The sequence below is a fragment of the Tateyamaria sp. GN1-10 genome (assembly GCF_055693845.1).
Map to the genome: position 1 here is coordinate 3,913,831 of NZ_JBVFUR010000004.1, position 23,772 is coordinate 3,937,602.

Below are 23,772 nucleotides of genomic sequence, written 5' to 3' on the forward strand. Positions count from 1 at the left end.
TTGGAAAATCGGGCCGCAGCATCTCTGCCACGGCCCGATTTCAAAGGTTAAAAAGGATCAGCCTTCGTAGGCATCCATCAGCGCGCGCGCTTCATCGATCAGGGCCTGACCGTCGATGCCTTTGCTTTCCATATCAGCCACCCACTCGTCATAGATGGGTTGGGCCGCGGCACGCCATGCCTCCAGATCATCGCCAGACACGGTCACGATGCTATTGCCATTGTCCACCGCTGCCTGACGGGCAGGACCATCTGAATCCGCCTGCGTCCCACCAGCAAAGATGCTGAACTCCAGACCGGAGTTGTCATCAATGACCTTCTGCAGATCGGCAGGCAGCGACTCGTAGCGATCCTTATTCATCGCCAGCACAAAAGTCAGCGTATACAGGGCGTTACCTTCGAACTCGGTGTGATTTCCCACCAGCTCCGGCACCTTCAACGCGGCAGTCACCTCCCACGGAATGGTCGTGCCGTCGATCACACCCTTGCTCAGCCCTTCAGGCACCGCAGGCACCGGCATGCCAACTGGGGTCGAGCCCATCTTTTCAAGCAGGCTGTTTACCGTGCGCGACCCGCCGCGGATCTTCAGACCCGCCATGTCTGCGGGCGTTTTCACTTCCTTGTTCACATGGATCATACCCGGCCCGTGCACCCATGTTCCCAGGATATGCACGTCCTTGAACTCAGTATCTTTCATATGTTTTTCAAACATTTGCCAGTAGGCGGATGACATCGCGCGGGCGTCTGTCATCATGAAGGGCAGCTCGAACACTTCGGTGCTTGGGTAGCGTCCGGGGGTGTAACCAACCACGGTCCAGACGATATCGGCCACACCATCAATGGCCTGGTCCATCAGCTCTGGCGGACGACCTCCAAGCTGCATCGACGGATAGCGATCCACTTTGATGCGGCCGTCCGAGGCGGCCTCAACATTGTCGGCCCAGACATCTAGCACCAGCTTGGGCACGTTGGCTTGTGCGGGCAGGAACTGGTGCAGGTTCAGTGTAACCTCTTGCGCCAGCGCGGCAGTGCCGGACCCGATGGCGAACGCCGCGGCGCCCACCATGTTCAGAAACAATTTGCGTGTGAGTGACATGAATTTCCTCCCTTATCCGGTCGGGCACGTGCGGCCTGACTCGCTCTTCCAGAGAGATTGTTATGCAACGCAACTAAATCTGTCACCCGCCTTTGTAACTATATCGCCGCTTTTGGCCGATGCCTGTCAGGCACGCGGACGGGTCGTCTCGGGATCATAAGGACCGGGTGCAATGACCCTGCAACGCACGGTCTCACCCAGCATATCCACCGTGATTTCAGTGCCTTGCGCTGCCAGATCGGGGCGCACAAAGGCGTAGGCAAGGTTCATCCCCACCCGGTGCCCCCAATCTCCCGAGGTCACAGTCCCCACGACACTGTTATCCTGCATCACAGATGCCCCTGGTTGAGCATGTGAGGTGGTGCTGTCGATCTGCAAACTCACCAGCTTGGCCACCGGTCCCTTGGCTTGCCTGACTTCAAGCGCCGCCTTGCCCAAGAAATCCTTGTCCATCTTAACGAACCGGTCCAGCCCGGTCTCAAACGGATCGAACTCAGTGATCAGGTCGGCCTTCCAATGCAGATACCCCTTCTCCATCCGCATGGACTCGACCGCCCGCGCCCCGAACAGGCGCAGCCCATGCGCCTCGCCCGCCGCGCGGAGTGCCAGATAGGCTGCATAAAGCTGGTTGTTCGGTACATGGATTTCATAGGCCAGTTCCCCGGAGAAGCTAACCGACATCACCACAGCGGGCGCGGTCCCGACAAAGGCGCGGCGCACGGACAGCCAAGGAAACACGGCCGCAGACCAGTCGCCACGAGAGGCGGCTGACAGCACGTCCCGCGCCTTTGGTCCCCCCAGAACAAGGATCGTCCACTCATTCGTAAGCGACTGAAACGACACGTCAAACCCATCCGCATGTGCACGCAGCCAGTCCATGTCATGCCACTCGGCCGCAGCAGCCGACCCATACCAGACAGGCCCCTCAGGGATGTTGGCAATCGTCGCCTCTCCCTTCACGCAACCATGTTCATTCAGCAGATAGCCAAGGCCAACCTTGCCCGCTTTCCGCGTCACCCGCCCACAGATCACATGATCAAGGAAGTCATGCGCATCCGGCCCAGTGATCTCGATCCGGTTGAACCCGTTCACTTCGGCCAGGCCAACTCCGGCCTGCACCGCCTTCACTTCCTCCGCGACGACGTCAAAGGCTTCGTCAAACTGAAACCCATGCGTCACTTCAAAATCCGGCGCAGGCTTGAAGTATTCCGCCCGCTCCCACCCATTCACAACGGTAAACTCTGCCCCCGCGGCCGCCAGCACAGGGGTCAGTGGTGTCGTCTTCATGGGCCTCCCAGCGGGGCGATGTTCATTCGGGAAATGGAACCGAAACTCGTTCTGATAATCCTCTATCGCCTTCAGTGCGGTCAGTTCCACATTGCCATGCCCAGTGAACCGGCGAGGGTCGAGGCACCACGTGTCATAGCACGCTTCGCCATGCACGATCTGCTGCGCCAGCAACCAGCCATGACCGCCCCCCTCACCCAGCCCAGCGCGCAAGCCTATGATACAAAACGCATTCCGCTTGCCCGGGATCGGCCCAACCAAGGGCGCGCCGTCGATGGTATAGGTGATCGGTCCGTTGACCACGTTCTTGATTCCCACCTCAGTCAGCGCGGGCATGCGGGCAAAAGCACCCTCAAGCACATCCGTGATCCGGTCCAGATCGTCCGGGCACAGGTCATTGGAAAAGTCGGGCGAAATCCCGTCCATCCCCCAAGTCTTGCAATCCTGTTCGTAGAAACCCAGCAGCAAACCGTTCTTTTCCTGACGGCAATAGTAATCGCTAATCGGGCAGCGCAGCAGCGGCATGCGATGATCGGCGGCAACAATGCCTGGGATCTCGTCCGTGACGAAATACTGATGCTCCATCGACGCAACGGGATGATGGACACCCATCATCGCGCCAACCTCGTTCACCCGGTACCCGCAGGCGTTCACGAGCACTTCGCACGAGATATCGCCCTTATCTGTATGGACGATCCAACTGTCATCCTTGAGCTGGGTCAGGCCAATCACATTCGTCTGGCGGTACACCTCGGCCCCGGCCTTGCGTGCCCGTCGCGCCAGCGCCTGACAAAGCGAAGCCGGGTCAATATCGCCATCATTGCCGTCCCAAAGCCCGCCCAGCAAATTGTCGGTCGAGATCAGCGGGTGCCTGCGCGCGCATTCTTCCGCATCAATCACCTCGAACTCCACCCCCATGCCCCGCGCCATGGACGCGAAATGGCGATACCCATCCATCTGCGCCTCGGTGTTGGCCAACCGGATGCCGCCATCCCCGTGATTGTACTGCACCGGATAGTCCGGGTCGTCGCGCAGTTCCTGATAAAGGTTGATGGAGTGCGTCTTGAGGCCCACCATCGTCTGGTTCATGCCAAAGTTCGTCACCTGCGCCGCGGAATGCCACGTGGTGCCGCTGGTCAGCTCGTCCCGCTCCACCAGCACCACATCGGTCCAGCCCTCTTGCGTGAGGTGATACAGGGTCGAACATCCGGCAATACCGCCGCCAATCACAACGGCACGGGTCTGGGTCTTCATGGCAACGCTCCGGTTCTGTATACGTGCCGGAACAATGGGAACAATACCCACGCGGTCAATCATAGCGCCTCACCTTCATTGTTCTGAAAACATGTATTTGCCGTCATCAAATTCAAAGCGGAGGACTTGCATGCGCGCCAAACATCGCAACCCCTGATCGCATGTCCGATCCCAAACCCATGCGCAAAGGACGCTCGGCCCGGAAAAAAGCCCGGGCTGCAGGCCCACCGACAAACCCGGCCCCGCCGGGGCAAGCCGGAGGCCAGTACCGCCCCCTGTCGAACACAGATGTACAACGCATCTACGACGCGGCCCTGCGTCTTTTGACCGATCTGGGTATGGGAGAGGTCCCGGACCGCCTGCGCGATACGCTGGAACGGGCCGGGGCACAGACCCTGCACAATGGGCGTGTCGCCCTGCCCCGTACACTGGTGGAAGAGGCGATTGACCAGACGCCCAAAACCTTCCCCCTGCATGGCCGCGATCCCGTCCGGACCATCGAGGTTGGCGGCACCGCCGTCCATTTCGGAACCGGCGGTGCTGCGGTGCAAACACTCGACCGGCAAACCCGGCTCTACCGACCTTCGACGCTCAAGGACCTGCATGATTTCACCCGGCTCCAAGACACGCTCACCAATGTCAGCTGGTTCACCCGCTGCTGCATCGCGGGTGACATGCCGGATGAATGGCTGCTGGATATCAACACCGCCTACGCGCTGATGCGCAACACGACCAAACCCGTTGCAACGGCCTTTACGCTGGCGGAGCACGTCGCCCCCATCGTCCACATGTTCGACACGCTGGCCGGGGGCGACGGTGCCTTTGCAAAACGGCCCTTCGTCAAGGCGCATATCAGCCCCGTCATATCGCCCATGCGCTTTGGGGCAGATGCGGTCGAAACGGTCTATGCCTGCATTGACCACAACATCCCGCTCAGCTGCATCACTGCGGCGCAGGCCGGGGCCACGGCGCCAGCGACCCTTGCCGGTTTCCTCGCCCAATCGCTCGCCGAAACGCTGGCCAGCCTTGTCATGGTCCACGCCATCAAACCGGGCCACCCCATGGTGTTCTCGAACTGGCCTCTGGTCATCGACCTGCGCACAGGCGCGTTCGCAGGCGGGGGCGGAGAGATCGCCGTGATGAACGCCGCCTCGGCCCAGATCATCAACCACCTTGGCCTTGTGTCCGGCGTGGCCGCCTCCATGACGGATGCCAAGGCGCTTGATGCGCAATACGGGCAGGAAAAGGGGCTGACCTCGCTTGCGGCCGCCCTCGCGGGGGGCAACCTGATCTACGAAAGCTCCGGCATGACAGCGGCCCTGCTTGGTGCGAGTTTCGAAGCCTTCGTACTGGATGACGAGATGCATGCCGCCACCTACCGCATCCTGCGTGGCATCGAAGTATCGGACGATACGCTCGACCTTGACGGCATCCATGCGGCAGTTCTGGGCGAAGGCCACTTCCTTGGCGGGCCAGCCACCATCGCCGCGATGGAGCGGGACTATGTCTACCCCTCCCTCGCCGATCGCGAAACGCCAAAGACATGGGAAGACACGGGCGCGCTCACGGCTTGGGACCGGGCAGCCGCGCAGGTGGACGACATCCTTGCCAATCACCATCCGTCCTATATCGATGACACAGCCGACGCCGCCATCCGTGCGGCATTCGACATCCGATACCCCTGAGAGGCGCGCCATGACCGTCAAAGACACTCAAGCCATGATCGCAGGCATGACGCCGATCATCGTCCCCGGCGATTGGGTCTTCTGTGCAGTGAGTGGCACGGGCACCATCCCACCTGACGCATTCGCGGTGATCCAGGAAGCCGAAGGCACCACCCTGATCCTGCCCGAAGCAACGGCCAAAGCGGGCGACTATCAAAGCAGCGCAGTGATGCAGCTGATCACTCTGCAAGTGAACTCCGACCTCGAAGGGGTCGGCCTGACCGCTGCGGTCGCAACCGCGTTGGCAAAGCAGAACATCCCATGCAACGTGGTGGCCGGATATCACCACGACCATATCTTTGTGCCAAAGACACAAGCCGGAATCGCCTATGCTACGCTATTGGATGTGCAGAACGCCGCACACTGATCGTGTAGTCGTTCCTTTTTACCAGAAGCGCTTTTGTGCATTGGGACAGACAAAATGTCATACGAGTGGTGCGTGTAACAACTTGAGTCCAAAGTGTCAGTTGCACTGCATCGAACGTATGAGGGTAAATGCGCAGAAAGCGGACTTTGCAAAGTTTGGTCGAATGACCGCTATGCCCACTTTACCGAATGCTGCGAGATGCACGAAGGGCTGCTCTTGCGTTTTTGCCTTAGGCCGTTGCCCTAGCTGTATCCGTCACAGCCCGATTACTGCGAGACCCGCAAAGGCCACCACACCAACGACCATCGTGGCAATAACGTGATTGGTCAGAACTGCCGCTCCGAGTGCCGCAACGGCAGCAACCCATGTCTGCAAGGGCTGACCCGCAAGTGATGCTGCAACCAGACTAACAACGATCAAGCCTGGCAAATCGTCTAACACCCACGCATGGCGAGAGGCACGGATGCGTCCGCCTGCAATCAAACCGAGAACGCGAATGGAAAACGCCGCGAGGGCTAAAATGCCGATGACGCCCCAGTGCGAGCCGCTCATGCGACCACTCCGCTAGCGCGTCGCAAGATCAAGGACATCAAGAGACCGGAGACCGTCCCAGCGACGATTGCATAGGCCTTCGGCAAACCCAGTGACACGACAGCGATGGTTGCGGTGGCGGCGACCACCCATGGGAACATCTTTGGCCTTCCGCGCCAAAGCCCTCGCGCCATCGCAATGAACGCGGCTGTGAATGCGAGATCCTAGTCCAAAGCGTTCAAGGTCGGGCAGCACCGCCCCAACCACCGCTCCGGCTGTGGTTGAAGCCGTCCAAACAGTGATCATCACGAAGCCTGACCCCATCAGGAAAGCCGCCCCGACATCAGGCGATTTCGCGCGTTCAGTCATCGTCAATGCCCAGTTTTCGTCACCTGTGATGTGGATCGCCAAGAGTTTGGCCTTTAACGACAGATTAGCCAATACGTCCGATAGGGATGCGACAATCCCAATATAGCGTAGATTCAGCGCGGCCCCTGCCAAGGCAGCACCCACCACCGTTTGCGTGGAGGCAAACTGTTCCACGGCGACAATCTGAGACGACCCTGCATGGACGGTGGCGCTCATCAGTCCAACGCCCCACCAGGGGAAACCAACTTGGGCGGCAAGAAGACCGAACGCAAAGCCATAGATGGCAGCGCCGAGGGCGAGAGGGAGGATAGCGATAGCACCGTGTTTCATGAGGACAGGAATAGACAGAGTATCCGATACGATATACACCTAAATGAGACAATATATGATGTGTTTACATCACGTAATGGTAGATAATGGGAACGTGTAGATCATGGATACGACAGATCGAAAGCTACTCGATCTTTTTCAGAAAAATGCCAAAACTTCCGTTCAATCACTTGCAGATGCCACTGGCATTTCGACAGCTTCAGTCCAGAGACGGATGCGGACGCTGCGGGAAGCGGGTGTGATCAAACGCGAGGTCGCACTTCTTGATCCGAAGTCTCTGGGCTTAGGCATTACTGCCATCGTATCCGTAGAACTGGAACGTGATCGGCTTGATCAGATTGATGCATTCAAGCGTAAAGCGCGTGAAGATCGTCAAGTAACGCATTTCTATTGTATTGCGGGCGAGGCCGATTTCATCCTCGTCGTGATGGCAAAAGATATCGCAGGCTACGAAGCCTTCACACATCGGTTTTTCTTTGCCGATAAGAACGTTCGGAAATTTCGGACTTCCATCGTGGTTTCAACGGAGAAAGCAACTTCGGAGTTGCCAATCTCATAGCAGACATTCCAGCCGTCACCACGAACGGCAGCAGTGTCCCGCTTTGCCGACCTTGAGCCTGAGCAACACAAGCCCGTGGGGTGGTGTCGCACCGCTCATTTGGTAGCGCTTTATGGTCGCCAAGCACATTCCATAGAAATTCTGTTCCGGGCAGCAGCCAAAACACCAGCCCGCCGAGACGGGCTTGTGTTGGACCGGCGCCTTCGGCTTGATTCCGGTCTGGTCAGTGATTTGAATGCACGGGGTTTCGGACTGCATATCTAACGTATGGGCCGTTCCAACAAAATCCGCTTCGGGCTGGCGCCCACCATCGCCTCAACGCACCGAACGTCAGGTTCGGCATAACTCGGCGTGATGTCGAAGGGACCGAAACAGGTGAACGTGGTGCCGTAGGGGAAGACTTGAACTCCCGCATTCAGCGTAACGCCAAAGGCAAGGCGCGCAACTCGGGCCAGCTACGGCGCGGACCCCTTCAATTCGTCCAAACGGTTGGATGTGGTGGCGTGGGGGAGACTTGAACTCCCGACCTCTCGATTATGAGTCGAGCGCTCTAACCAGCTGAGCTACCGCGCCATGGAGGCGTGACCTATGCCAGCGCCTCAGAGTCGTCAAGCCAGAAATCAGGACTTTGTGGACCGGACCGTTTCGATCATCAGCGCCACGTTGTCCGGGTCCGCATCCGGGGTGATCCCGTGGCCCAGGTTAAAGATGTGCGGCCCCTTGGAAAACGCCTGCACGATGGCCCGGGTCTGGTCCACCAACGCCTGACCACCGGTCACCATGTGCGACGACGCAAGGTTGCCCTGTACACAGCCATCCACCTGAACGTGCGCGGCAGCCCATTCGGGCGACACGGAATTGTCCAACGCCACGCAATCCACGCCCGTCGCTTTGTGAAACCCGACATAGCCCTCGCCCGCCTCACGCGGGAAGCCGATGACCGGGATGTTCGGATAGCGCGCCTTGAGCGCAGCCGTGATCTCGGCACAGGGGGCAACAGTGTATTTCTGAAAGGCCTCGCCCTTCAACGACCCGGCCCAACTGTCAAAGATCTTCACAACCTCAGCGCCCGCCTCGATCTGCGCAGCGAGGTATTCAATGGTTGCGGCGGTGATCCGCGCCATCAACGCATCAAACGCCTCCGGCGCGCCCTCGCGCATCGCATGAGCCGGACCCTGATCCGGCGTGCCCTGACCCGCGATCATGTAGGTCGCAACAGTCCAAGGCGCCCCGGCAAATCCGATCAACGTCGTCTCGGTGGGCAATTCACGCCGCAAGATTTTCACCGTCTCATAAATCGGATTCAACGTCTCGTGAATGTCATCCACCGACTTCAACGCGTCCACACCCGCCTGATCGGTGATGGTCGACAGGCGCGGCCCTTCACCCGTCACAAACCACAAATCCGCGCCCAGCGCCTGGGGCACCAGCAAAATATCAGCAAACAGAATGGCCGCATCAAAGCCGTAGCGTCGGATCGGCTGCAACGTCACCTCGGCCGCCAGATCGGGGTTATAGCACAGCGACAGGAAATCCCCGGCCTGCGCCCGCGTGGCCTTGTACTCGGGCAGATACCGCCCAGCCTGTCGCATCATCCAGATGGGTGGCGTCGGCAACACTTCACCCGCCAAAGCCCGCAAAATGGTCTTGCCGGTCCCGCCATCTTTCATCACACACGCCCCTGTCTCTTCGTTTCCAGTTGTCAACATAAGTTGACACATCTAAAAGATAAAGTCATGACCGTGCGCCTACCAACTCCATCCGCCCCGCTCAAGATCGGAACCCGCGGATCCCCCCTCGCCCTTGCCCAAGCCCACGAGACGCGCCAGCGTCTGAGCAGCGCCTTCGACGTGCCTCAAGGGGCGTTCGAGATCGTTGTGATCAAGGTCACGGGCGACAACCGCTCGATGATCGCCGCAGACCGCCCGCTCAAGGAGATCGGAAACAAGGGCCTCTTCACACGCGAAATTGAAGACGCCCTGCTCGACGGCAGCATCGACATCGCCGTGCACTCGACAAAAGACATGCCCACGGTCCAGCCGGATGGGCTGATCCTTGACACCTTCCTGCCGCGCGAGGATGTCCGCGACGCCTTCATTTCACCTGGCCTGACGCGGATCGCTGACCTCGCCGAAGGTGCCACAGTCGGCACCTCATCCCTGCGCCGCCGGGCGCAACTCCTGCACAAGCGCCCCGACCTGCACGTGGTCGAGTTCCGCGGCAACGTACAGACCCGGCTTCAGAAACTGGCAGATGGTGTAGCGGACTGTACATTCCTCGCCCATGCGGGGCTGAACCGGTTGAACATGACCGACGTACCAGCCACCCCCATCGAACCAACCGACATGCTGCCCGCCATCGCCCAAGGGGCCATCGGGATCGAACGGCGCACCGATGATGCCAACACAGCCGAAATGCTGTCGGCCATCCATGACACCCCAACGGGCCAACGCCTTGCCGCCGAACGACAGTTCCTGTTCACGCTCGACGGCTCATGCGAAACACCCATCGCCGGACTTGCTACGCTCGACGACAACACCCTGACACTGACAGGCGAAGTCCTACGCCCCGACGGATCGGACGCGATCAGCGGCACGCGCAAGGGTGCCATCGCCGACGGGGCAGCCATGGGCACAGACCTCGCCCAAGACCTTCTCAAAACAGCAGGCCCGGGCTTCTTCGACTGGCACTGATCCCATTTCACTTTGCCAAGTAAACTTCGGGGGAGGTCGCAGACCGGGGGCAGAGCCCCAATGAGCGGGGCATCAGATCAGGGTCCCGGCACGGTCCGGTCTTGACCGACTCAGGCGCAAGGCCTCACGCTTGTCCCATGCCCACACCGCGCCGCCATCTGCCCACGCATGAGGTCGAAAACCAGCCTGATCCGCTGGGCGACGTGAACTTGTTTACAGACGATCCCATTCTGGTGACGGTCGCACCCGATCACCTGAAGGAGTACGGCGCGGCATTGGGGCGGACCGACACACGTGCAACAGGACAAGCGGCCAATCGGCATACTCCGGAACTGACCCTCTTCGATGCAGGCGGGCGTCGCCTTGATGAGGTGACATTTCATCCCGCCTATCATCAGATGATGACGCTCAGCCAAGGTACAGGCTATGCCGCCACAGCATGGGACGGCGGCAGCCACGTGGACCATGCCGCGATGGTCTACATGGCCAGCCAGGTCGAGCCGGGTCATTGCTGCCCGCTGACCATGACCTATGCAGCTATACCCGCCCTGCAAGCAGATGCGGAATTGGCCGCAACATGGACCCCCAAGCTGACGACCCGCTCTTACGACCCCCGCGTCCTGCCGATTGACCAAAAGACATCCGCGACGCTGGGCATGGCCATGACCGAGAAACAGGGCGGTTCGGATGTGCGGGCCAACAGTACGCGGGCTGTGCGGGATGGAGATCATTGGCGGCTGACAGGCCACAAATGGTTCTGCTCCGCCCCCATGTCCGACGGGTTCCTGACCCTCGCCCAAACAGATCAAGGGCTGACCTGTTTTTTGGTTCCGCGCTGGCTCGACGGCGACCGGAACGCGATCCACCTCATGCGGCTCAAGGACAAGCTGGGCAACAAGGCCAACGCCTCGTCAGAAATCGAGTATCACGACGCCCTCGCCTATCAACTCGGCGACGAGGGGCGCGGCGTACAGACCATCATCGAAATGGTGCACCACACGCGTCTGGACACCGCCATCGCGCCCGCGGGGCTCATGCGCGGGGCGCTGACCCACGCCATGCACTGGGCGCGGCACCGGCGCGCATTCCAGAAAACCCTGATCGACCAGCCGTTGATGGGCGCGGTGCTGGCCGATCTGATCCTTGACTGGCAGGCTGCGACCCATCTCGGGCTGCATGTCGCCGCAGCCTTCGATGATCCAAATGCGCGCCCCTTTTCCCGCATCGCTGTGGCCCTCGCCAAGTTTCTCAACAACAAGCTGTGCCCGCGCGTGACCTTGGAGGCGATGGAGGTGCTCGGCGGCATGGGATATGTCGAAGATACGCCTATGCCGATGTACTACCGCGAAGCCCCCCTCAACAGCATCTGGGAAGGGTCAGGCAACGTGATCTGTCTCGACATCCTGCGCACGCTGGCACGCGAGCCTGAGGCAGATGCCGCTCTGACCGCAGACCTCGATAGTGCCACCGGGCAGGATGCCCGCTACGATCAGGCCCTCAAAGACCACCGCGCCCGCTGGCCCGCCCTGCCTGCCGAACACGAGGCGCGCACCTTTGCCGAACGCACCGCGCTTCTTCTGGCGGCATCTGTCCTGATCCGCCACGCCCCCTCTGCCGTGGCTGACGGGTTCATCAGTACCCGCATCCACGCACCATTCGGTCAGATCGCTGGCAGCGCCACTGGCCTCGACATTGCAAGCATCCTGGCAAGTTTCGAAAGCTGAAAGGGTCGGCGGGCGGGCGCCTTTGCGCAAAGCGCAAACAGAGCCGCCCGACGACGCTCACGAAACCGCGCCCCATCGGGCACGAGGGTGCCACGCGCAGGGTTAAAATAGGCATATCGCACCGTACGGCGCTCAACTCACTGAAAATACGGCACATTCACAGACCGGTTAAACTTCGGAAAAGGCCTAGAACACCTTGTCCCCGCGGGGACAAATCACACCCACTTCGCCAAAGGCGGCAAAGACATCAGCACGGCATTGGCATCGTGCCCCGTTTCAAGCCCGAATTTGGTGCCCCGGTCATAAACCAGGTTGTACTCGGCATAGAGCCCGCGATGCACAAGCTGCTTGTGCTTATGATCCTCGTCCCAATCCTGCACCCGGCGCTTTTCGACAAGCGGCACGTAGGCGGGCAGAAACGCTCGCCCGATGTCCTGGGTCAGCGCAAAATCCGCCTCCCAATCACCGGTGCAATGGTCGTCCATGAAGATGCCCCCAACGCCCCGCGCGCGATTACGGTGGGGAATATAGAAATACTCGTCTGCCCATTCCTTGAGGCGCGGGTAATGCGTGTCCCCATGGGGATCCAGATGCGCCTTCTGCTGGGCGTGAAAATGCGCCGTGTCATCCGCGTACTCGATACAGGGATTCAGGTCAGACCCGCCACCAAACCACCATGCGTGGGGCGTCCAAAACATGCGCGTGTTCATGTGCACCGCCGGGCAATGCGGGTTTTGCATATGCGCCACCAGACTGATACCCGAGGCCCAGAATCGCGGGTCATCCTTCATTCCCGGAATGCCCTTGCGCGCTGCCATGGCATTCTGCGCCCGTTCTCCCAGCGTGCCGTAGACAGTAGAGACATTCACTCCGACCTTTTCGAACACCCGACCGCCCCGCATGACGCTCATCAACCCGCCGCCCGCGTCCGAGCCATCGTCGGACGTGCGCTTGGTGTCCGTCACCTCGAACCGGCCGGGTGCGTCATCAGACATCGGACCTGTGCCGTGGTTGTTCTCCAAGCCTTCGAACGCAGCAACAATATCGTCCCGCAAGTGACGGAACCACGCAGCGGCGCGGGTTTTCTGGCTGTCGAATTGTTCGGTCATGACGCGCTGTCCTGTTTGATTGACAGTTTTCTAGCCCAACGGTCCCCGCGGGGCCAAGCGCAAACTCTAATGCGCGGGCGCGTCGACGGGGTCCAGCAGGCTGCGTCCCCCATCCACGGTCATGACGTCGCCGGTCATGAAGCCTGATCCATCCGATGCCAGGAACTGCACCGCATCCACCAATTCCGTCGGGCTGGCAATGCGATGGAGGGGGGTGTGCCCCTCGATATCCTCACGCCAGTCGGGGTTGTCGCCGATCGCAGCCTTGAGCGACGCCGACATGACCGACCCGAAGGCAACGGCGTTCACACGGATGCGTTTCGGCGCCAGGGCAAGCGCCATGGAGCGCGTCATCTGCTCCAACCCGGCGGACGCGATGGAGTATCCCAACAGTTCAGGGCGGGTCTGATGCGCGGCGATGGAACTGAGGTTGACGATGGACCCAACACAGGTTGCTTCTTCATTGTCCTTGGCCTGTTTGATCATACGACGCGCAACCTGCTGGCTGAGGCGCAGGGCGGTCATCAGGTTCTGTTCGAGCAAGGTTTCGACAGAGGTGTCTTCGGTGTCCAGTGCGTCGGTTTCCATGACTTGACGCGATGCATTCACAAGAATGTCGATCTGATCAAAAGCATCAATGGTGGCCGAGACCAGATTGGCGATGGTCAGTCGTTGCCGCAGGTCGCCGGCGAAGTACCGGATGTTCCCCTCTTCCGCGACATCACCCAACTCTGCGTGCAGCCGCTTTTCATCCATATCGGCACACATCACGTTCGCACCGCGATCCGCAAAGTGCCGCGCTATGGCGAGGCCGATGCCATTGGCAGCACCCGTCACAATCGCTGTCTTGCCATTGATGGAAAAGGACATGGGGCTACCCCTTGTTTTTCTTTGGCCGTTCGGCTCGCACCAGTTTGAACCGCGCATCGCCGTCCAGATCAACCACTTTGGTGAAATGGGACGCAAGGGCATCTTCGTAGGGCAGGTGACGGTTGGCGACCATCCACAGCGCCCCGTGGGGACGCAGGATGCGCGCCGCATTGGCAATGAAGGCCCGCCCGAGGGACGGATCGGCGCTGCGCGACTTGTGGAAGGGCGGGTTCATAATGACCGCATCGACCTTTGCAGCTGGTGACCATACGGTAGCGTCCGCCCAGTGAAGCTGCGCGCGAGGGTCCGTCACATTGTGGCGGGCGCATTGCAGGGCCATGTCGTGTGCTTCGACAAGGTGTACGGCTTTGACACCACGGGTCAGGACGTGCGCCGACAGATAGCCCCAGCCTGCGCCCAGGTCGGCGATGGTGCCTACCATCGCTTCGGGCAATGCCCCCACCAGCAATTCAGAGGCGGGATCGACCCCGTCGGCAGAGAACACACCCGGCGCGGTCCAGAAACCGCCGGGATGCAGTTCTGGGCCACGGGCCCAGTCGGAAAAATCGGCACCACCGGCCATCCAGTAGATCTTGCCATGCGCCTTTGAGATGGGCGCGCCCACCTCGACGCGCTTGCGCAATGCTTTCAACATGGAATCTGCGCCATCCGTCTTTTGCCCATCCACAATCACCGGGCCATCGGTTTGTGCCATGGCACCTGCGACGAGCGATTGCGCCTCGGCCCGGGCACGGGTCAGGCAGACGATGCTGGCGGCAAAGCGAGTATCTTTGGGCAGTTCAGGAGAGACGGTGTAGCCCATCCGTTCAAACCGGTCGCACACCATGACCAAGGGCGACACGATATGCACGCGGTCCTTGGACAGCGCTGACAAATCAGCATCCTCGGACGGGTGCAGAACGGCCACGGGGCCATCGCTCCATGCGTCCATCGCATCGAGCGCCAGAGGCAGACGATCACCTAGCACGTAGGCGACCTATTCCTCTTTTTCCATTGTGCATTGCAGCGGGTGCTGATGCCTGCGGGCAAAGTCCATGACCTGTCCCACCTTGGTTTCGGCAATCTCGTGGCTGAAAACGCCCACAACGGCGAGCCCCTTCTTGTGCACGGTCAACATGATCTCGAACGCCTGTGCGTGATTGAGGCCAAAAAACCGTTCCAACACATGCACCACGAATTCCATGGGTGTGTAGTCGTCGTTCAAAAGCAGCACCTTGTAGAGCGGCGGGCGCTTGGTCTTGGGCTTGGTTTCGGTGACAATGGCGGTATCGCCATCCTCATCCGCCGGACCTGCCGACTTGGGTGCCATCATGTGCATGTCAGACTGCATGCGCGTCCTCATAAACGGGAATCTCTTGGTGAGCTTGGATCACCCTATATAACGCAAGCGCGTATTTAGGAAAGAGGGCGGTGCGGGAATGTCGCGTCATGGTGATCCCAATGGGCTTTGAAACCGCGTGTATCGCGTTCGATGCAGACGACACGCTTTGGCACAATGAGCGCGTGTTCAAGCTGACGCAGGAGCGGTTTGCAGAATTGCTGGCCCCGCACGCAGATGTGCCGGACCTGGATGCGCAATTGCTGGCTGCCGAACGACGCAACATTGGGCATTATGGCTTTGGCGTCAAAGGCTTTGTCCTGTCGATGATCGAAACGGCGCTTGAGGTCACCGAGAACAGGGTGCCCGGGGATGTCATTGGCGATCTGATCGCGGCCGGTCAGGACATGTTGCGCCATCCCATTGACCTGTTGCCGCATGCGGACGAGGCCGTCGCCCGCGCCAAGGAGCATGGCCCGGTCCTGTTGATCACAAAAGGCGATCTGCTGGATCAGGAACGCAAGCTGGCGCAATCCGGTCTGGGTGATTTGTTTGACGGGGTCGAGATCGTGTCGAACAAGACCCCGGCTGTCTATGCCCGCATATTCGACCGTTTTGGTGGCGCAGACCGCGGCATGATGATTGGCAATTCGATGAAATCCGATGTGCGCCCGATGATCGATGCGGGCGGTTTCGGTGTTTTTGTGCCCCATGATCTGGCCTGGGATCTGGAGGCTGCCGATGCCCCCGAAGGACACCCGCGATACGCGGCCTTGCCTGATTTGGGCGCCCTGTCCGACTTTCTGAAAACGCGGCGGTAGACCGCCGCCACATTCCTGCCACAATCGCCCTTTTGGGGCCATGCGTTGCCGCATCCCCCACATGTTGTTTGATGCGAGTGCAGAAAAACGGAAACGTGAGCCGCATCAACACTTTATCGAAACTGCGACCTGTGCTAGCTTCGCGGCAATTACAAAAAAGGTCAGTCGAATAATCGACGGCCAGAGGCAGACATAGGCAGGTTTACCGTGAAGGTTCGGCGCGCACAGCCGGCCCGGCTAGGGCTTATTCTTTTTGCATTGTTGTGGATGGTGGTCATTGTGCCCGCCTCTGTCATGGCGGCACCTTATGCGGCGTTCGTAATGGACGCCCGGACGGGTGAAGTACTGCATTCTCGCAACGCAGACACGCAGTTGCACCCCGCATCGCTGACCAAGATGATGACGCTTTACGTCGTCTTTCAGGCCGTTGAGCGGGGCGAGATCACCATGGACACCGAGGTGAAGGTTTCAAGGAAGGCCGCCGCCGAGGTGCCATCGAAACTGGGCCTGCGGTCAGGATCGCGCATCAAGCTGCGTTATCTGGTGCGCGCCTCTGCCGTGAAGTCGGCCAATGATGCGGCCACGGCCATTGCCGAGGCCATTTCAGGGTCTGAGGCCGCCTTTGCACGCCGCATGAACCGGACGGCGAAATCGCTGGGCATGACCCGAACGACCTTCAAGAACGCCCACGGCCTGACCGAAAGTGGCCACATGTCCACGGCCCGCGACATGTCGACCCTTGGGCGGCACCTGCTGTACGATTATCCGCAGTATTACAACCTGTTCTCGCGCACCTCGACCAATGCGGGGATCGCCACAGTGAACAACACGAACCGTCGTATGCTGGCCAACTACAAGGGCGCGGACGGGATCAAGACCGGTTATACCCGTGCTGCCGGTTTCAACCTTGTTGCGTCGGCCGAACGTGGGAATGAGCGCATCATCGCGACCGTCTTTGGCGGCAAGTCCACCGCGTCGCGCAATGCCAAGGTCGCGGAACTGTTGGACCTTGGGTTCCGCCGTGCACCCAGCCGTGCGCCGCTGCGCAAACCATCCAAACCCAGCTATGTGCCCGGGGATGAGCCCATCATCGTTGCAGGAAACCAGGATGCCCCACGAGGGGCTGGCAAGATCATTCGCCTGAGCGGCGCGGTCAAGACAAGCTATCGCCCAAAGATGCGTCCTGGCAGCGCGGCCCCTGTTCTGGTGGCAGAAGCGCCAGTCGCCTCGACCGTTTTGCCGGATGACATCCAGACCGCTCTGGTCGCGGCGCAAGTGTCCGAGACAACGGCAACAGCGGCCGCCACTGCGGTCTCTGCCGCGTTGGCACCGACAGTCCGCCCAGAAGCGCGACCAACCCAGGTGGCGTTGAAAGCAGAACCCGAGGTCGTGACCCGTGTGTCCACGTCCGGGGGTCGCCATTGGGGCGTGAACGTGGGCCGCTACGGCAGTCGCTACAAGGCCGAGAAGGTGCTGTTGCAGACGGCATTGACCGAGATGTCATCGCTGGATGGCAGCTTGCGCAAGGTCGTCCGCCGGCCCACCGGGTTTGACGCCAATTTCATGGGCATGACCCGTGATGGGGCCGATCTGGCCTGTCGTCGCCTGCAATCGCGCAACATGACCTGCTTCATGATCGGGCCGCAATCCTAACCCCAATTGGCTGGATCAACGTTCAGCAGCTTGGAAAGTTGTAGGTAGACTTCGGGTTCCGCCTCCTGGAGCGTGTGCGGCTTTTCAAAAAACAGCTCGACCGCGACGGCAAAGAATTCTTCATGGCTGGTGGCACCATAGGCGTCGACGGCCGTGCGACGTCCGGCCTGCGTGTTGATGACATGGCGGTCATAGGCCTCGACGATCACCTGCGCCCAGCGGGCAAAGCTTTGACCTTCTGCCATGGGCGGGGCACCGTCGGTCTGGCCCGACAGGTCGTCCAGTTGGTGCGCGAATTCGTGCAGCACCACATTCAGTCCGTCGTTGTCGTTCAGCCCGCCCTGCTGCACGTCCCGCCACGACAACACAACGGGGCCGCGTGACCAGCTTTCGCCGAGGCGCACCACCTCTTCCTGGGTCACAACATAGCCATCCTGCGTGGTCTGTTTGGATTTGAACGCGCCGGGATAGATCAGCACGGTCGTCAAGTGCTTGTACCAGGCATCCGTCCCGACAACGAGCAGAGCCGCCTGCCCCGCGATGCTGAGCGCGATCTCGTCCGTCACCTCCAGCCCGTCACACCCGACCAGTTCGACCTGGTTGAGAAAGAGCGCGACCTTGCCCTCGAACGGTTCCTTGAGCGCGCGCGGCAGTTTGCGGATCAGGGGCACCTGCGCCCGGATGATAAGCCATTCGGCCTCTGTCAGGCGCGAGGCGAGCACCTCTTGCTGCCAGTGCCGTTTCGACCACGCACGCCACGCAAGGAAGCCACCGATCAATGCGAGAAGCCCAAGAAACAGGATCATTCTTTCGCCGCCTTTCTGATCCATCGAATAAAGTCCCGCAGCGCAGGGCGAAGAACGCCGGGGCGCGTAACGAGATGATACCCCGCGCCATCGACCGCATCCTCGTGCAGGACAACCAGCCGTCCGGCTGCGATGTCAGCGGCCACAAAGTTGCGAACCGTGACGGCAAGCCCCTGCCCGTCTCGCGCACCATCAAGCATGAGGTTTCCGGGCACCTGCGTCACCGGGCCCCTTGGCATATCCGCAGCACCGCGTTGGGACAGCCATCTCGAGCTTTCCGTGGTCCCGATCTCTTCCAGCCACGGCAATGCACCAAGGCTTGAAGGGTCGGACACATCGCGCCCGGCAACAAGGTCGGGGGCCGCGACCACCACCATCGATGTCGGGACCAGAAGTTCGCTGTCGAGCCCATCCCATCCACCAACGCCGTAGCGGATCGAAAGATCGACACCGCCCGGCGACAACTGCACGATGTCCGATGTCGGGTTGAGCACAAGGTTGATCTCGGGATGCTTGACCCGGAACTCGGACAGGCGCGGCATCAACCAGGCAGAGGCAAAGCTGGGTGTGGGCGAGATATGCAGCGGACGCGCCGCCTCTGCCCCCGTCACAAGTGCCACGGCGCGCGTGATGCTGGCAAAACCGTCTGCACAGCCCTGGGCCAGTATCTCGCCGTCGGGGGTCAACCGCATGGCCCGCCCCGAGCGGTCAAAGAGGCTTACGCCCAAATGGGCCTCAAGCGCGCGAAGCTGTTGGCTGACGGCGGCATGGCTGACCGACAGCGCTTGCCCCGCCGCAACCACGCTGCCCGTATCCACATAAGCGGCAAAGGCCCGGAGGGCTGCAAGCGGGGAAGGCTGCGCCATTCCATATGTCAGCTCAGATTACACATGAGTATTCCAATTGAGTCGCATAAGGAGCGCGATGGATCAATATATAATCATGTTCCTTAACCACCCAAGAGGTGTTCCATGCTCAACATCTATGCTCAAACTTTCATGACAGCGGCCCGCCAACGGCGCTGTATCCGGGTTAACCTCCCCAAAACCCGATGGTGGCACGGCAAACGCACCAAATGCATCGATCTGGAACGGCTATGAACGCGGTTCTACGGCGCTCGACCGAGACGAACACGATCAAGTGGGGCGCGTCGGTCATCCAGATCTTCGGCTATGGCGCAACGGCCATAGGGCTGGCGCCATTGAACATGTACTTCTTCCTGGCCGGCCTCATCGGTTGGCTGATCGTAGGCTGGCGCTGGAACGACATGGCGATGACGCTGATCCATGTCATCGCATTGGCCGCCATGGTGATCGGACTGGCCTTGGCTTGAAGGGACGGTGGGCGGGGTGTCGTTGACCCGAGACGGGCAACGCACGTCGCCCACCGTCAATGCGTGGCTTGCAACAGCAGGCGCGTATAGTCGGTCTGAGGCCGCTCGAACAGGTCTTCTGCCACGCCTTGCTCGACGATATCCCCCTGCTTCATCACCAGCATTTTGTGGCTCATCGCCCGCACCACCTTGAGGTCGTGAGAGATGAACAGGAACGCCAGCCCGTACTTCCGCTGCAGCCCGCGCAACAGCTCAACAATCTGCACCTGCACCGTCATGTCGAGGGCTGAGGTCGGTTCGTCCAGCACCACCAACTTGGGCCGCAGCACCATGGCGCGTGCAATGGCGATGCGCTGGCGCTGACCGCCGGAAAACTCGTGTGGATAACGATCCATGGTCATGGGATCGAGGCCCACCTCGGTCATCACCTCGGCCACCACCTCGCGCGCACTGCGTCCGTCGTCGATGCCGTGCACACCCAGCCCTTCGGCGATGATCTGCATCGCCGTCATCCGGGGTGACAGGGACCCGAACGGGTCTTGGAACACGATCTGCATATCCTTGCGCAACCGCCGCAGCTCGCGCACGGACCACGCCCGGATGTCCTGCCCCATATAGACGATCCGCCCCTCGGACGAGATCAACCGCATGATGGCAAGCGCAAGCGTGGTCTTGCCCGATCCGCTTTCGCCCACGATGCCCACGGTTTCGCCCGCGCGTACCCTGATCGTGGCATCGTTTACGGCCTTCACGTGGCCAACCGTCTTACGTAGGAGGCCTGCAGTGATGGGGAACCAGACTTTCAGGTGTTCCGTCTCGGCCACCAGTTCAGCGTCCTGAGGCACGGGAGACGGTTGGCCCGTCGGTTCGGCGCTGAGCAGCTTCTGTGTGTAGGGGTGCTTGGGCGCGTCGAAAATCTCTTTCGTCGGGCCGGTTTCCACGATCTCGCCATTCTGCATGACGCAGACGCGATCCGCGATGCGCCGCACGATGCCGAGGTCGTGAGTGATGAACAGGAGGCCCATGCCTTCGGCCGCCTTCAGATCCGCCAGAAGGTCGAGGATTTGTGCCTGGATGGTGACATCAAGCGCCGTCGTCGGTTCATCGGCAATCAGGACGTCCGGCTTGTTGGCCAGCGCCATGGCGATCATGACACGCTGGCGTTGCCCGCCCGACAGTTCGTGCGGATAGGCATTGAGACGGCTTTCGGCGTCCCGGATGCCGACTTTTTCCAGAAGTTCGAGAATGCGCGCGCGCGCTGCATCCCCGGCGATCCCCTGATGCAGAGCGAGGCTTTCCCCCAATTGCTTGGCAATCGTATGCAGCGGGTTCAGCGACGTCATCGGTTCCTGGAAGATGAACGAGATGTCATTGCCCCGCACCTTGCGCAGCAGCCGTTCGTCCGCCCCGATCATTTCCTGACCGTCATAGGTGACGGAGCCGGTGACCTCGGCGCTGTCCCCCAGCAAGGACACAGTGGAGAGGGCCGACACCGATTTCCCCGATCCGGACTCGCCCACCAGCGCGACCGTCTCACCCCGGTCCACATGGAAGGACACGCCCTTGACCGCCTCGGTCAGTTGCCCGTCCTGGCGGAAGCCGACGCACAGGTCTTTGACTTGGAGTAGCGCCATTAGGAGAAAGTCTTTCTTGGGTCGAGCGCGTCGCGGATGCCTTCGAAGATGAAGATCAGCAGGCTGAGCATTACGGCGAACACGGTAAAGGCGGTGAAGGCAAGCCACGGGGCCTGCAGGTTCTGTTTGGCTTGCAACGTCAGTTCCCCAAGCGAGGGGGCAGAAGACGGCAGGCCGAAGCCGAGGAAGTCGAGCACGGCCAGGGACGAGATGGTGCCCGTGATGATAAACGGCAGCATCGTCAGCGTCGCCACCATGGCGTTGGGCAGCATGTGCCGGAACATGATGGTCAGGTTGCTGACGCCCAGCGCCCGGGCCGCGCGGACATATTCGAGGTTCCGGGCGCGCAGGAATTCGGCGCGCACTACACCCACAAGGCCCGTCCAGCCAAAGAGGATCAGAAGGAACACGAGCAGCCAGAAACTTCGCCCAAGGATCGCGAACATGATGATGATGACATAGAGGCTAGGGGTGGAGGACCAGATCTCGATGATCCGCTGGAAGATGAGGTCGGTGCGTCCGCCGAAATAGCCCTGGATGGCGCCCGCAATAATGCCGACGAACGCACTGGCCCCCGTGACAACCAGAGTGAACAGGACAGACAGCCGGAAACCGTGGATCACGCGTGCCAACACATCGCGCTTGGTGCCGTCGGTGCCAAGCAGGTTCTCGCCGTTGGGTGCCAACGGGGCAGCACCTGGGCGGTCCACGGCCGTGTCGAAGCTGTAGGGAATGAGCGGCCAGATGGTCCAGCCCTTGGTGATCGCCTCGCCATCGACGTCGCCGTCTTGCGCGTCCTCGATCACCCCCTCGGGGTCATCGAAACACGTATCCAGCCCGCCCGACACGATCAGGCACTCCACTTCGGGGTCGCGGTAGCTGGCCTCGGTCCGGAAGTCGCCGCCGAAAGCGGTTTCGGGGTAGAAGTTCCAGATCGGGGTGTAGAATTCGCCCTGATACCGTACGAGGATCGGTTTATCGTAGGCGATCAGTTCGGCCACCAGCGACAGTCCGAACAGGATCGAGAAGATCCAGAGCGACCAGTAGGCGCGGCGGTTCTTCTTGAAGTTCCGCCAACGACGCTGGTTCAGCGGCGACAGGGAGAAGAAAGGTCGACGCGGGGCTGGCACCACTGCGGTTGGCGGGGTGTCCGTATCGGTCACGGGGTCCGGCATCGCCATCAGCCCTCCCTCCGCTCAAAATCGATGCGGGGATCGACCAGCACGTACATCAGGTCCGAGATGATACCGACAAGCAGCCCCATGAGGCCAAAGATGTAGAGTGTGCCGAATACAATCGGATAGTCGCGGGCTACGGCCGCCTCGAACCCGAGCCGCCCCAGCCCGTCGAGCGAAAAGATGGTTTCGATAATCAGCGAGCCACCAAAGAAGACACCGATGAACACAGCCGGGAAACCCGCAATCACGATCAACATGGCGTTGCGGAAGACGTGGCCATAGAGCACGCGGCGCTCTGACAGACCTTTGGCGCGGGCGGTCATCACGTAAAGCTTCTTGATCTCGTCTAGAAAGCTGTTCTTGGTCAGCAGTGTCAGCGTGGCAAAAGCACCAATCGTACCTGCCAACACCGGAAGGGTGATGTGCCAGAAATAGTCGGCCACTTTGCCCAAGGCGCTGAGGTCATCGAAGTTGTCAGATGTGAGACCCCGCAGCGGGAAAATCTGGAAGTAACTTCCGCCAGCGAAAAGCACGAGCAACAGGATGGCGAAGAGGAAACCGGGGATGGCATAGGCCGCGATGATGGCACCCGAGGTCCAGGTGTCGAACGGTGTACCGTCCTTGACCGCCTTGCGAATGCCGAGCGGGATCGACACGAGATATGCTATGAGCGTGGACCACAGCCCAAGCGTGATCGACACCGGCAGCTTTTCGACGATCAGGTCCACGACGCTGATAGATCGGAAGTAACTGTCGCCAAAGTCAAAGCGGGCATAGTTCCAGATCATGTTCAGGAAGCGCTGGATAGGCGGTTTGTCAAAACCGAATTCCCGCTCAAGTTCGGCGATGAATTCAGGCGGCAGGCCCCGCGCGCCGACATAGGTGCTGTCGGATGCGGTATTCAGTTCATCGGCCCCGGCATCATTATTGCCCCCGGCAAACCCACCAAAGACGTCGCCCCCACCCTGGGCCCGCGCAATGGCTTGTTCCACAGGACCACCGGGCACGAATTGTGTCAGGGTGAAGTTGACCAACAGGATGCCCAGCAAGGTCGGGATGACCAAGAGCAGCCTGCGCAGGATATAGGGGCCCATTG

22 protein-coding genes and 2 tRNA genes are annotated in these 23,772 nt (G+C 60.6%); 8 read left to right on the plus strand and 16 right to left on the minus strand.

What is annotated here, in order from left to right:
- Positions 1-57: 57 nt before the first annotated feature.
- Together ACZ1HN_RS21630 and ACZ1HN_RS21635 are read right to left on the minus strand one after the other, a co-directional pair.
- A complete protein-coding gene (locus ACZ1HN_RS21630; RefSeq protein WP_472728988.1) occupies positions 58-1,095 on the minus strand; it encodes a TRAP transporter substrate-binding protein in 1,038 nt (345 codons plus the stop codon).
- Positions 1,096-1,221: 126 nt separating this feature from the next.
- Positions 1,222-3,636, minus strand: coding sequence for a GcvT family protein (locus tag ACZ1HN_RS21635; RefSeq protein ID WP_472728989.1), 2,415 nt, complete (start codon positions 3,634-3,636; stop codon positions 1,222-1,224).
- 161 nt (positions 3,637-3,797) lie between these two features.
- Between ACZ1HN_RS21635 and ACZ1HN_RS21640 the strand changes: the two genes are divergently transcribed.
- Both ACZ1HN_RS21640 and ACZ1HN_RS21645 read left to right on the plus strand, forming a co-directional pair.
- Positions 3,798-5,321 carry a trimethylamine methyltransferase family protein gene (locus ACZ1HN_RS21640; protein WP_472728990.1) on the plus strand — a complete coding sequence of 508 codons (1,524 nt, stop codon included), beginning with the start codon at positions 3,798-3,800 and terminating at the stop codon, positions 5,319-5,321.
- A gap of 10 nt (positions 5,322-5,331) precedes the next feature.
- Positions 5,332-5,727, plus strand: coding sequence for an ACT domain-containing protein (locus ACZ1HN_RS21645; RefSeq protein ID WP_472728991.1), 396 nt, complete (start codon positions 5,332-5,334; stop codon positions 5,725-5,727).
- A gap of 255 nt (positions 5,728-5,982) precedes the next feature.
- On the opposite strand, the gene ACZ1HN_RS21650 is transcribed toward ACZ1HN_RS21645, so the two are convergent.
- Together ACZ1HN_RS21650 and ACZ1HN_RS21655 are read right to left on the minus strand one after the other, a co-directional pair.
- Positions 5,983-6,279 carry an AzlD domain-containing protein gene (locus ACZ1HN_RS21650; protein WP_472728992.1) on the minus strand — a complete coding sequence of 99 codons (297 nt, stop codon included), beginning with the start codon at positions 6,277-6,279 and terminating at the stop codon, positions 5,983-5,985.
- A 12-nt stretch (positions 6,280-6,291) separates the two neighbouring features.
- Positions 6,292-6,957: an AzlC family ABC transporter permease gene (locus ACZ1HN_RS21655; RefSeq protein WP_472728993.1), complete on the minus strand. Its 666-nt coding sequence runs from the start codon at positions 6,955-6,957 to the stop codon at positions 6,292-6,294.
- A gap of 103 nt (positions 6,958-7,060) precedes the next feature.
- Here ACZ1HN_RS21655 and ACZ1HN_RS21660 point away from each other — a divergent pair, with 103 nt between their 5' ends.
- A complete protein-coding gene (locus ACZ1HN_RS21660) occupies positions 7,061-7,516 on the plus strand; it encodes an Lrp/AsnC family transcriptional regulator (RefSeq protein WP_299706208.1) in 456 nt (151 codons plus the stop codon).
- A gap of 382 nt (positions 7,517-7,898) precedes the next feature.
- Here ACZ1HN_RS21660 and ACZ1HN_RS21665 read toward each other — a convergent pair.
- The 3 genes from ACZ1HN_RS21665 to hemE form a co-directional block, all read right to left on the minus strand.
- Positions 7,899-7,978: transfer RNA gene (locus tag ACZ1HN_RS21665), tRNA-Gln, on the minus strand.
- 34 nt (positions 7,979-8,012) lie between these two features.
- Positions 8,013-8,089, minus strand: a tRNA-Met gene (locus ACZ1HN_RS21670).
- 47 nt (positions 8,090-8,136) lie between these two features.
- Positions 8,137-9,186, minus strand: a complete 1,050-nt coding sequence (gene hemE / locus ACZ1HN_RS21675; protein ID WP_472728994.1) for a uroporphyrinogen decarboxylase — start codon at positions 9,184-9,186, stop codon at positions 8,137-8,139.
- Between the two features lie 66 nt (positions 9,187-9,252).
- Here hemE and hemC point away from each other — a divergent pair, with 66 nt between their 5' ends.
- Together hemC and ACZ1HN_RS21685 are read left to right on the plus strand one after the other, a co-directional pair.
- Positions 9,253-10,209 (plus strand): hydroxymethylbilane synthase, encoded by a 957-nt coding sequence (gene hemC / locus ACZ1HN_RS21680; RefSeq protein WP_472728995.1) that lies wholly within the window; start codon positions 9,253-9,255, stop codon positions 10,207-10,209.
- Positions 10,210-10,346: 137 nt separating this feature from the next.
- A complete protein-coding gene (locus ACZ1HN_RS21685) occupies positions 10,347-11,933 on the plus strand; it encodes an acyl-CoA dehydrogenase family protein (RefSeq protein WP_472728996.1) in 1,587 nt (528 codons plus the stop codon).
- A 215-nt stretch (positions 11,934-12,148) separates the two neighbouring features.
- Here the strand turns inward: ACZ1HN_RS21685 and hemF are convergent, their stop codons facing one another.
- The 4 genes from hemF to clpS all read right to left on the minus strand — a co-directional run bounded on the left by hemF (position 12,149) and on the right by clpS (position 15,263).
- The gene (gene hemF, locus ACZ1HN_RS21690; RefSeq protein WP_472728997.1) at positions 12,149-13,042 is read right to left on the minus strand and encodes an oxygen-dependent coproporphyrinogen oxidase; all 894 of its coding nucleotides are present in this window, start codon (positions 13,040-13,042) and stop codon (positions 12,149-12,151) included.
- Positions 13,043-13,108: 66 nt separating this feature from the next.
- Positions 13,109-13,912 (minus strand): SDR family NAD(P)-dependent oxidoreductase, encoded by an 804-nt coding sequence (locus ACZ1HN_RS21695; protein WP_472728998.1) that lies wholly within the window; start codon positions 13,910-13,912, stop codon positions 13,109-13,111.
- Between the two features lie 4 nt (positions 13,913-13,916).
- Positions 13,917-14,900 carry a class I SAM-dependent methyltransferase gene (locus ACZ1HN_RS21700; RefSeq protein ID WP_472728999.1) on the minus strand — a complete coding sequence of 328 codons (984 nt, stop codon included), beginning with the start codon at positions 14,898-14,900 and terminating at the stop codon, positions 13,917-13,919.
- A gap of 9 nt (positions 14,901-14,909) precedes the next feature.
- Positions 14,910-15,263: an ATP-dependent Clp protease adapter ClpS gene (gene clpS / locus ACZ1HN_RS21705; protein WP_299208534.1), complete on the minus strand. Its 354-nt coding sequence runs from the start codon at positions 15,261-15,263 to the stop codon at positions 14,910-14,912.
- Positions 15,264-15,373: 110 nt separating this feature from the next.
- On the opposite strand from clpS, the gene ACZ1HN_RS21710 reads away from it, so the two are divergent.
- Complete coding sequence (locus ACZ1HN_RS21710; RefSeq protein ID WP_299773353.1) at positions 15,374-16,072, plus strand: HAD family hydrolase; 699 nt, start codon at positions 15,374-15,376, stop codon at positions 16,070-16,072.
- A 207-nt stretch (positions 16,073-16,279) separates the two neighbouring features.
- Entirely contained in the window at positions 16,280-17,725 is a 1,446-nt protein-coding gene (locus ACZ1HN_RS21715) for a D-alanyl-D-alanine carboxypeptidase family protein (RefSeq protein ID WP_299208538.1), read from the plus strand.
- On the opposite strand, the gene ACZ1HN_RS21720 is transcribed toward ACZ1HN_RS21715, so the two are convergent.
- Positions 17,722-18,531: a M90 family metallopeptidase gene (locus tag ACZ1HN_RS21720; protein WP_472729000.1), complete on the minus strand. Its 810-nt coding sequence runs from the start codon at positions 18,529-18,531 to the stop codon at positions 17,722-17,724. The two genes, ACZ1HN_RS21715 and ACZ1HN_RS21720, sit on opposite strands and share 4 nt — an antisense overlap.
- Positions 18,528-19,397 (minus strand): LysR family transcriptional regulator, encoded by an 870-nt coding sequence (locus ACZ1HN_RS21725; protein ID WP_472729001.1) that lies wholly within the window; start codon positions 19,395-19,397, stop codon positions 18,528-18,530. Before ACZ1HN_RS21725 ends, ACZ1HN_RS21720 begins: the two co-directional genes overlap by 4 nt.
- Before the next feature lie 230 nt (positions 19,398-19,627).
- Here ACZ1HN_RS21725 and ACZ1HN_RS21730 point away from each other — a divergent pair, with 230 nt between their 5' ends.
- Positions 19,628-19,864, plus strand: a complete 237-nt coding sequence (locus ACZ1HN_RS21730; protein ID WP_299744321.1) for a DUF6552 family protein — start codon at positions 19,628-19,630, stop codon at positions 19,862-19,864.
- 56 nt (positions 19,865-19,920) lie between these two features.
- Here ACZ1HN_RS21730 and ACZ1HN_RS21735 read toward each other — a convergent pair whose 3' ends face one another.
- The 3 genes from ACZ1HN_RS21735 to ACZ1HN_RS21745 are packed head-to-tail and all read right to left on the minus strand — an operon-like array spanning position 19,921 to position 23,770.
- Positions 19,921-21,498, minus strand: coding sequence for an ABC transporter ATP-binding protein (locus ACZ1HN_RS21735; protein ID WP_472729002.1), 1,578 nt, complete (start codon positions 21,496-21,498; stop codon positions 19,921-19,923).
- On the minus strand, positions 21,498-22,679 hold the full coding sequence (locus tag ACZ1HN_RS21740) for an ABC transporter permease (protein ID WP_472729003.1): 1,182 nt from the start codon (positions 22,677-22,679) through the stop codon (positions 21,498-21,500). The genes ACZ1HN_RS21735 and ACZ1HN_RS21740 overlap by 1 nt, the downstream gene beginning before the upstream one ends.
- A complete protein-coding gene (locus tag ACZ1HN_RS21745; RefSeq protein ID WP_299744327.1) occupies positions 22,679-23,770 on the minus strand; it encodes a microcin C ABC transporter permease YejB in 1,092 nt (363 codons plus the stop codon). Before ACZ1HN_RS21745 ends, ACZ1HN_RS21740 begins: the two co-directional genes overlap by 1 nt.
- Positions 23,771-23,772: the final 2 nt, after the last annotated feature.

Coding starts and splice junctions, on each gene's coding strand:
- ACZ1HN_RS21685 (WP_472728996.1), top strand. CDS start 10,347: ATGCCCACACCGCGCCGCCATCTGCCCACGCATGAGGTCGAAAACCAG.
- ACZ1HN_RS21740 (WP_472729003.1), bottom strand. CDS start 22,679: ATGGCGATGCCGGACCCCGTGACCGATACGGACACCCCGCCAACCGCA.
- ACZ1HN_RS21730 (WP_299744321.1), top strand. CDS start 19,628: ATGAACGCGGTTCTACGGCGCTCGACCGAGACGAACACGATCAAGTGG.
- hemC (WP_472728995.1), top strand. CDS start 9,253: ATGACCGTGCGCCTACCAACTCCATCCGCCCCGCTCAAGATCGGAACC.
- ACZ1HN_RS21660 (WP_299706208.1), top strand. CDS start 7,061: ATGGATACGACAGATCGAAAGCTACTCGATCTTTTTCAGAAAAATGCC.
- hemF (WP_472728997.1), bottom strand. CDS start 13,042: ATGACCGAACAATTCGACAGCCAGAAAACCCGCGCCGCTGCGTGGTTC.
- ACZ1HN_RS21640 (WP_472728990.1), top strand. CDS start 3,798: ATGTCCGATCCCAAACCCATGCGCAAAGGACGCTCGGCCCGGAAAAAA.
- ACZ1HN_RS21645 (WP_472728991.1), top strand. CDS start 5,332: ATGACCGTCAAAGACACTCAAGCCATGATCGCAGGCATGACGCCGATC.
- ACZ1HN_RS21650 (WP_472728992.1), bottom strand. CDS start 6,279: ATGAGCGGCTCGCACTGGGGCGTCATCGGCATTTTAGCCCTCGCGGCG.
- ACZ1HN_RS21720 (WP_472729000.1), bottom strand. CDS start 18,531: ATGATCCTGTTTCTTGGGCTTCTCGCATTGATCGGTGGCTTCCTTGCG.
- ACZ1HN_RS21710 (WP_299773353.1), top strand. CDS start 15,374: ATGGGCTTTGAAACCGCGTGTATCGCGTTCGATGCAGACGACACGCTT.
- ACZ1HN_RS21630 (WP_472728988.1), bottom strand. CDS start 1,095: ATGTCACTCACACGCAAATTGTTTCTGAACATGGTGGGCGCCGCGGCG.
- ACZ1HN_RS21695 (WP_472728998.1), bottom strand. CDS start 13,912: ATGTCCTTTTCCATCAATGGCAAGACAGCGATTGTGACGGGTGCTGCC.
- ACZ1HN_RS21655 (WP_472728993.1), bottom strand. CDS start 6,957: ATGAAACACGGTGCTATCGCTATCCTCCCTCTCGCCCTCGGCGCTGCC.
- clpS (WP_299208534.1), bottom strand. CDS start 15,263: ATGCAGTCTGACATGCACATGATGGCACCCAAGTCGGCAGGTCCGGCG.
- ACZ1HN_RS21735 (WP_472729002.1), bottom strand. CDS start 21,498: ATGGCGCTACTCCAAGTCAAAGACCTGTGCGTCGGCTTCCGCCAGGAC.
- hemE (WP_472728994.1), bottom strand. CDS start 9,186: ATGAAAGATGGCGGGACCGGCAAGACCATTTTGCGGGCTTTGGCGGGT.
- ACZ1HN_RS21745 (WP_299744327.1), bottom strand. CDS start 23,770: ATGGGCCCCTATATCCTGCGCAGGCTGCTCTTGGTCATCCCGACCTTG.
- ACZ1HN_RS21725 (WP_472729001.1), bottom strand. CDS start 19,397: ATGGCGCAGCCTTCCCCGCTTGCAGCCCTCCGGGCCTTTGCCGCTTAT.
- ACZ1HN_RS21635 (WP_472728989.1), bottom strand. CDS start 3,636: ATGAAGACCCAGACCCGTGCCGTTGTGATTGGCGGCGGTATTGCCGGA.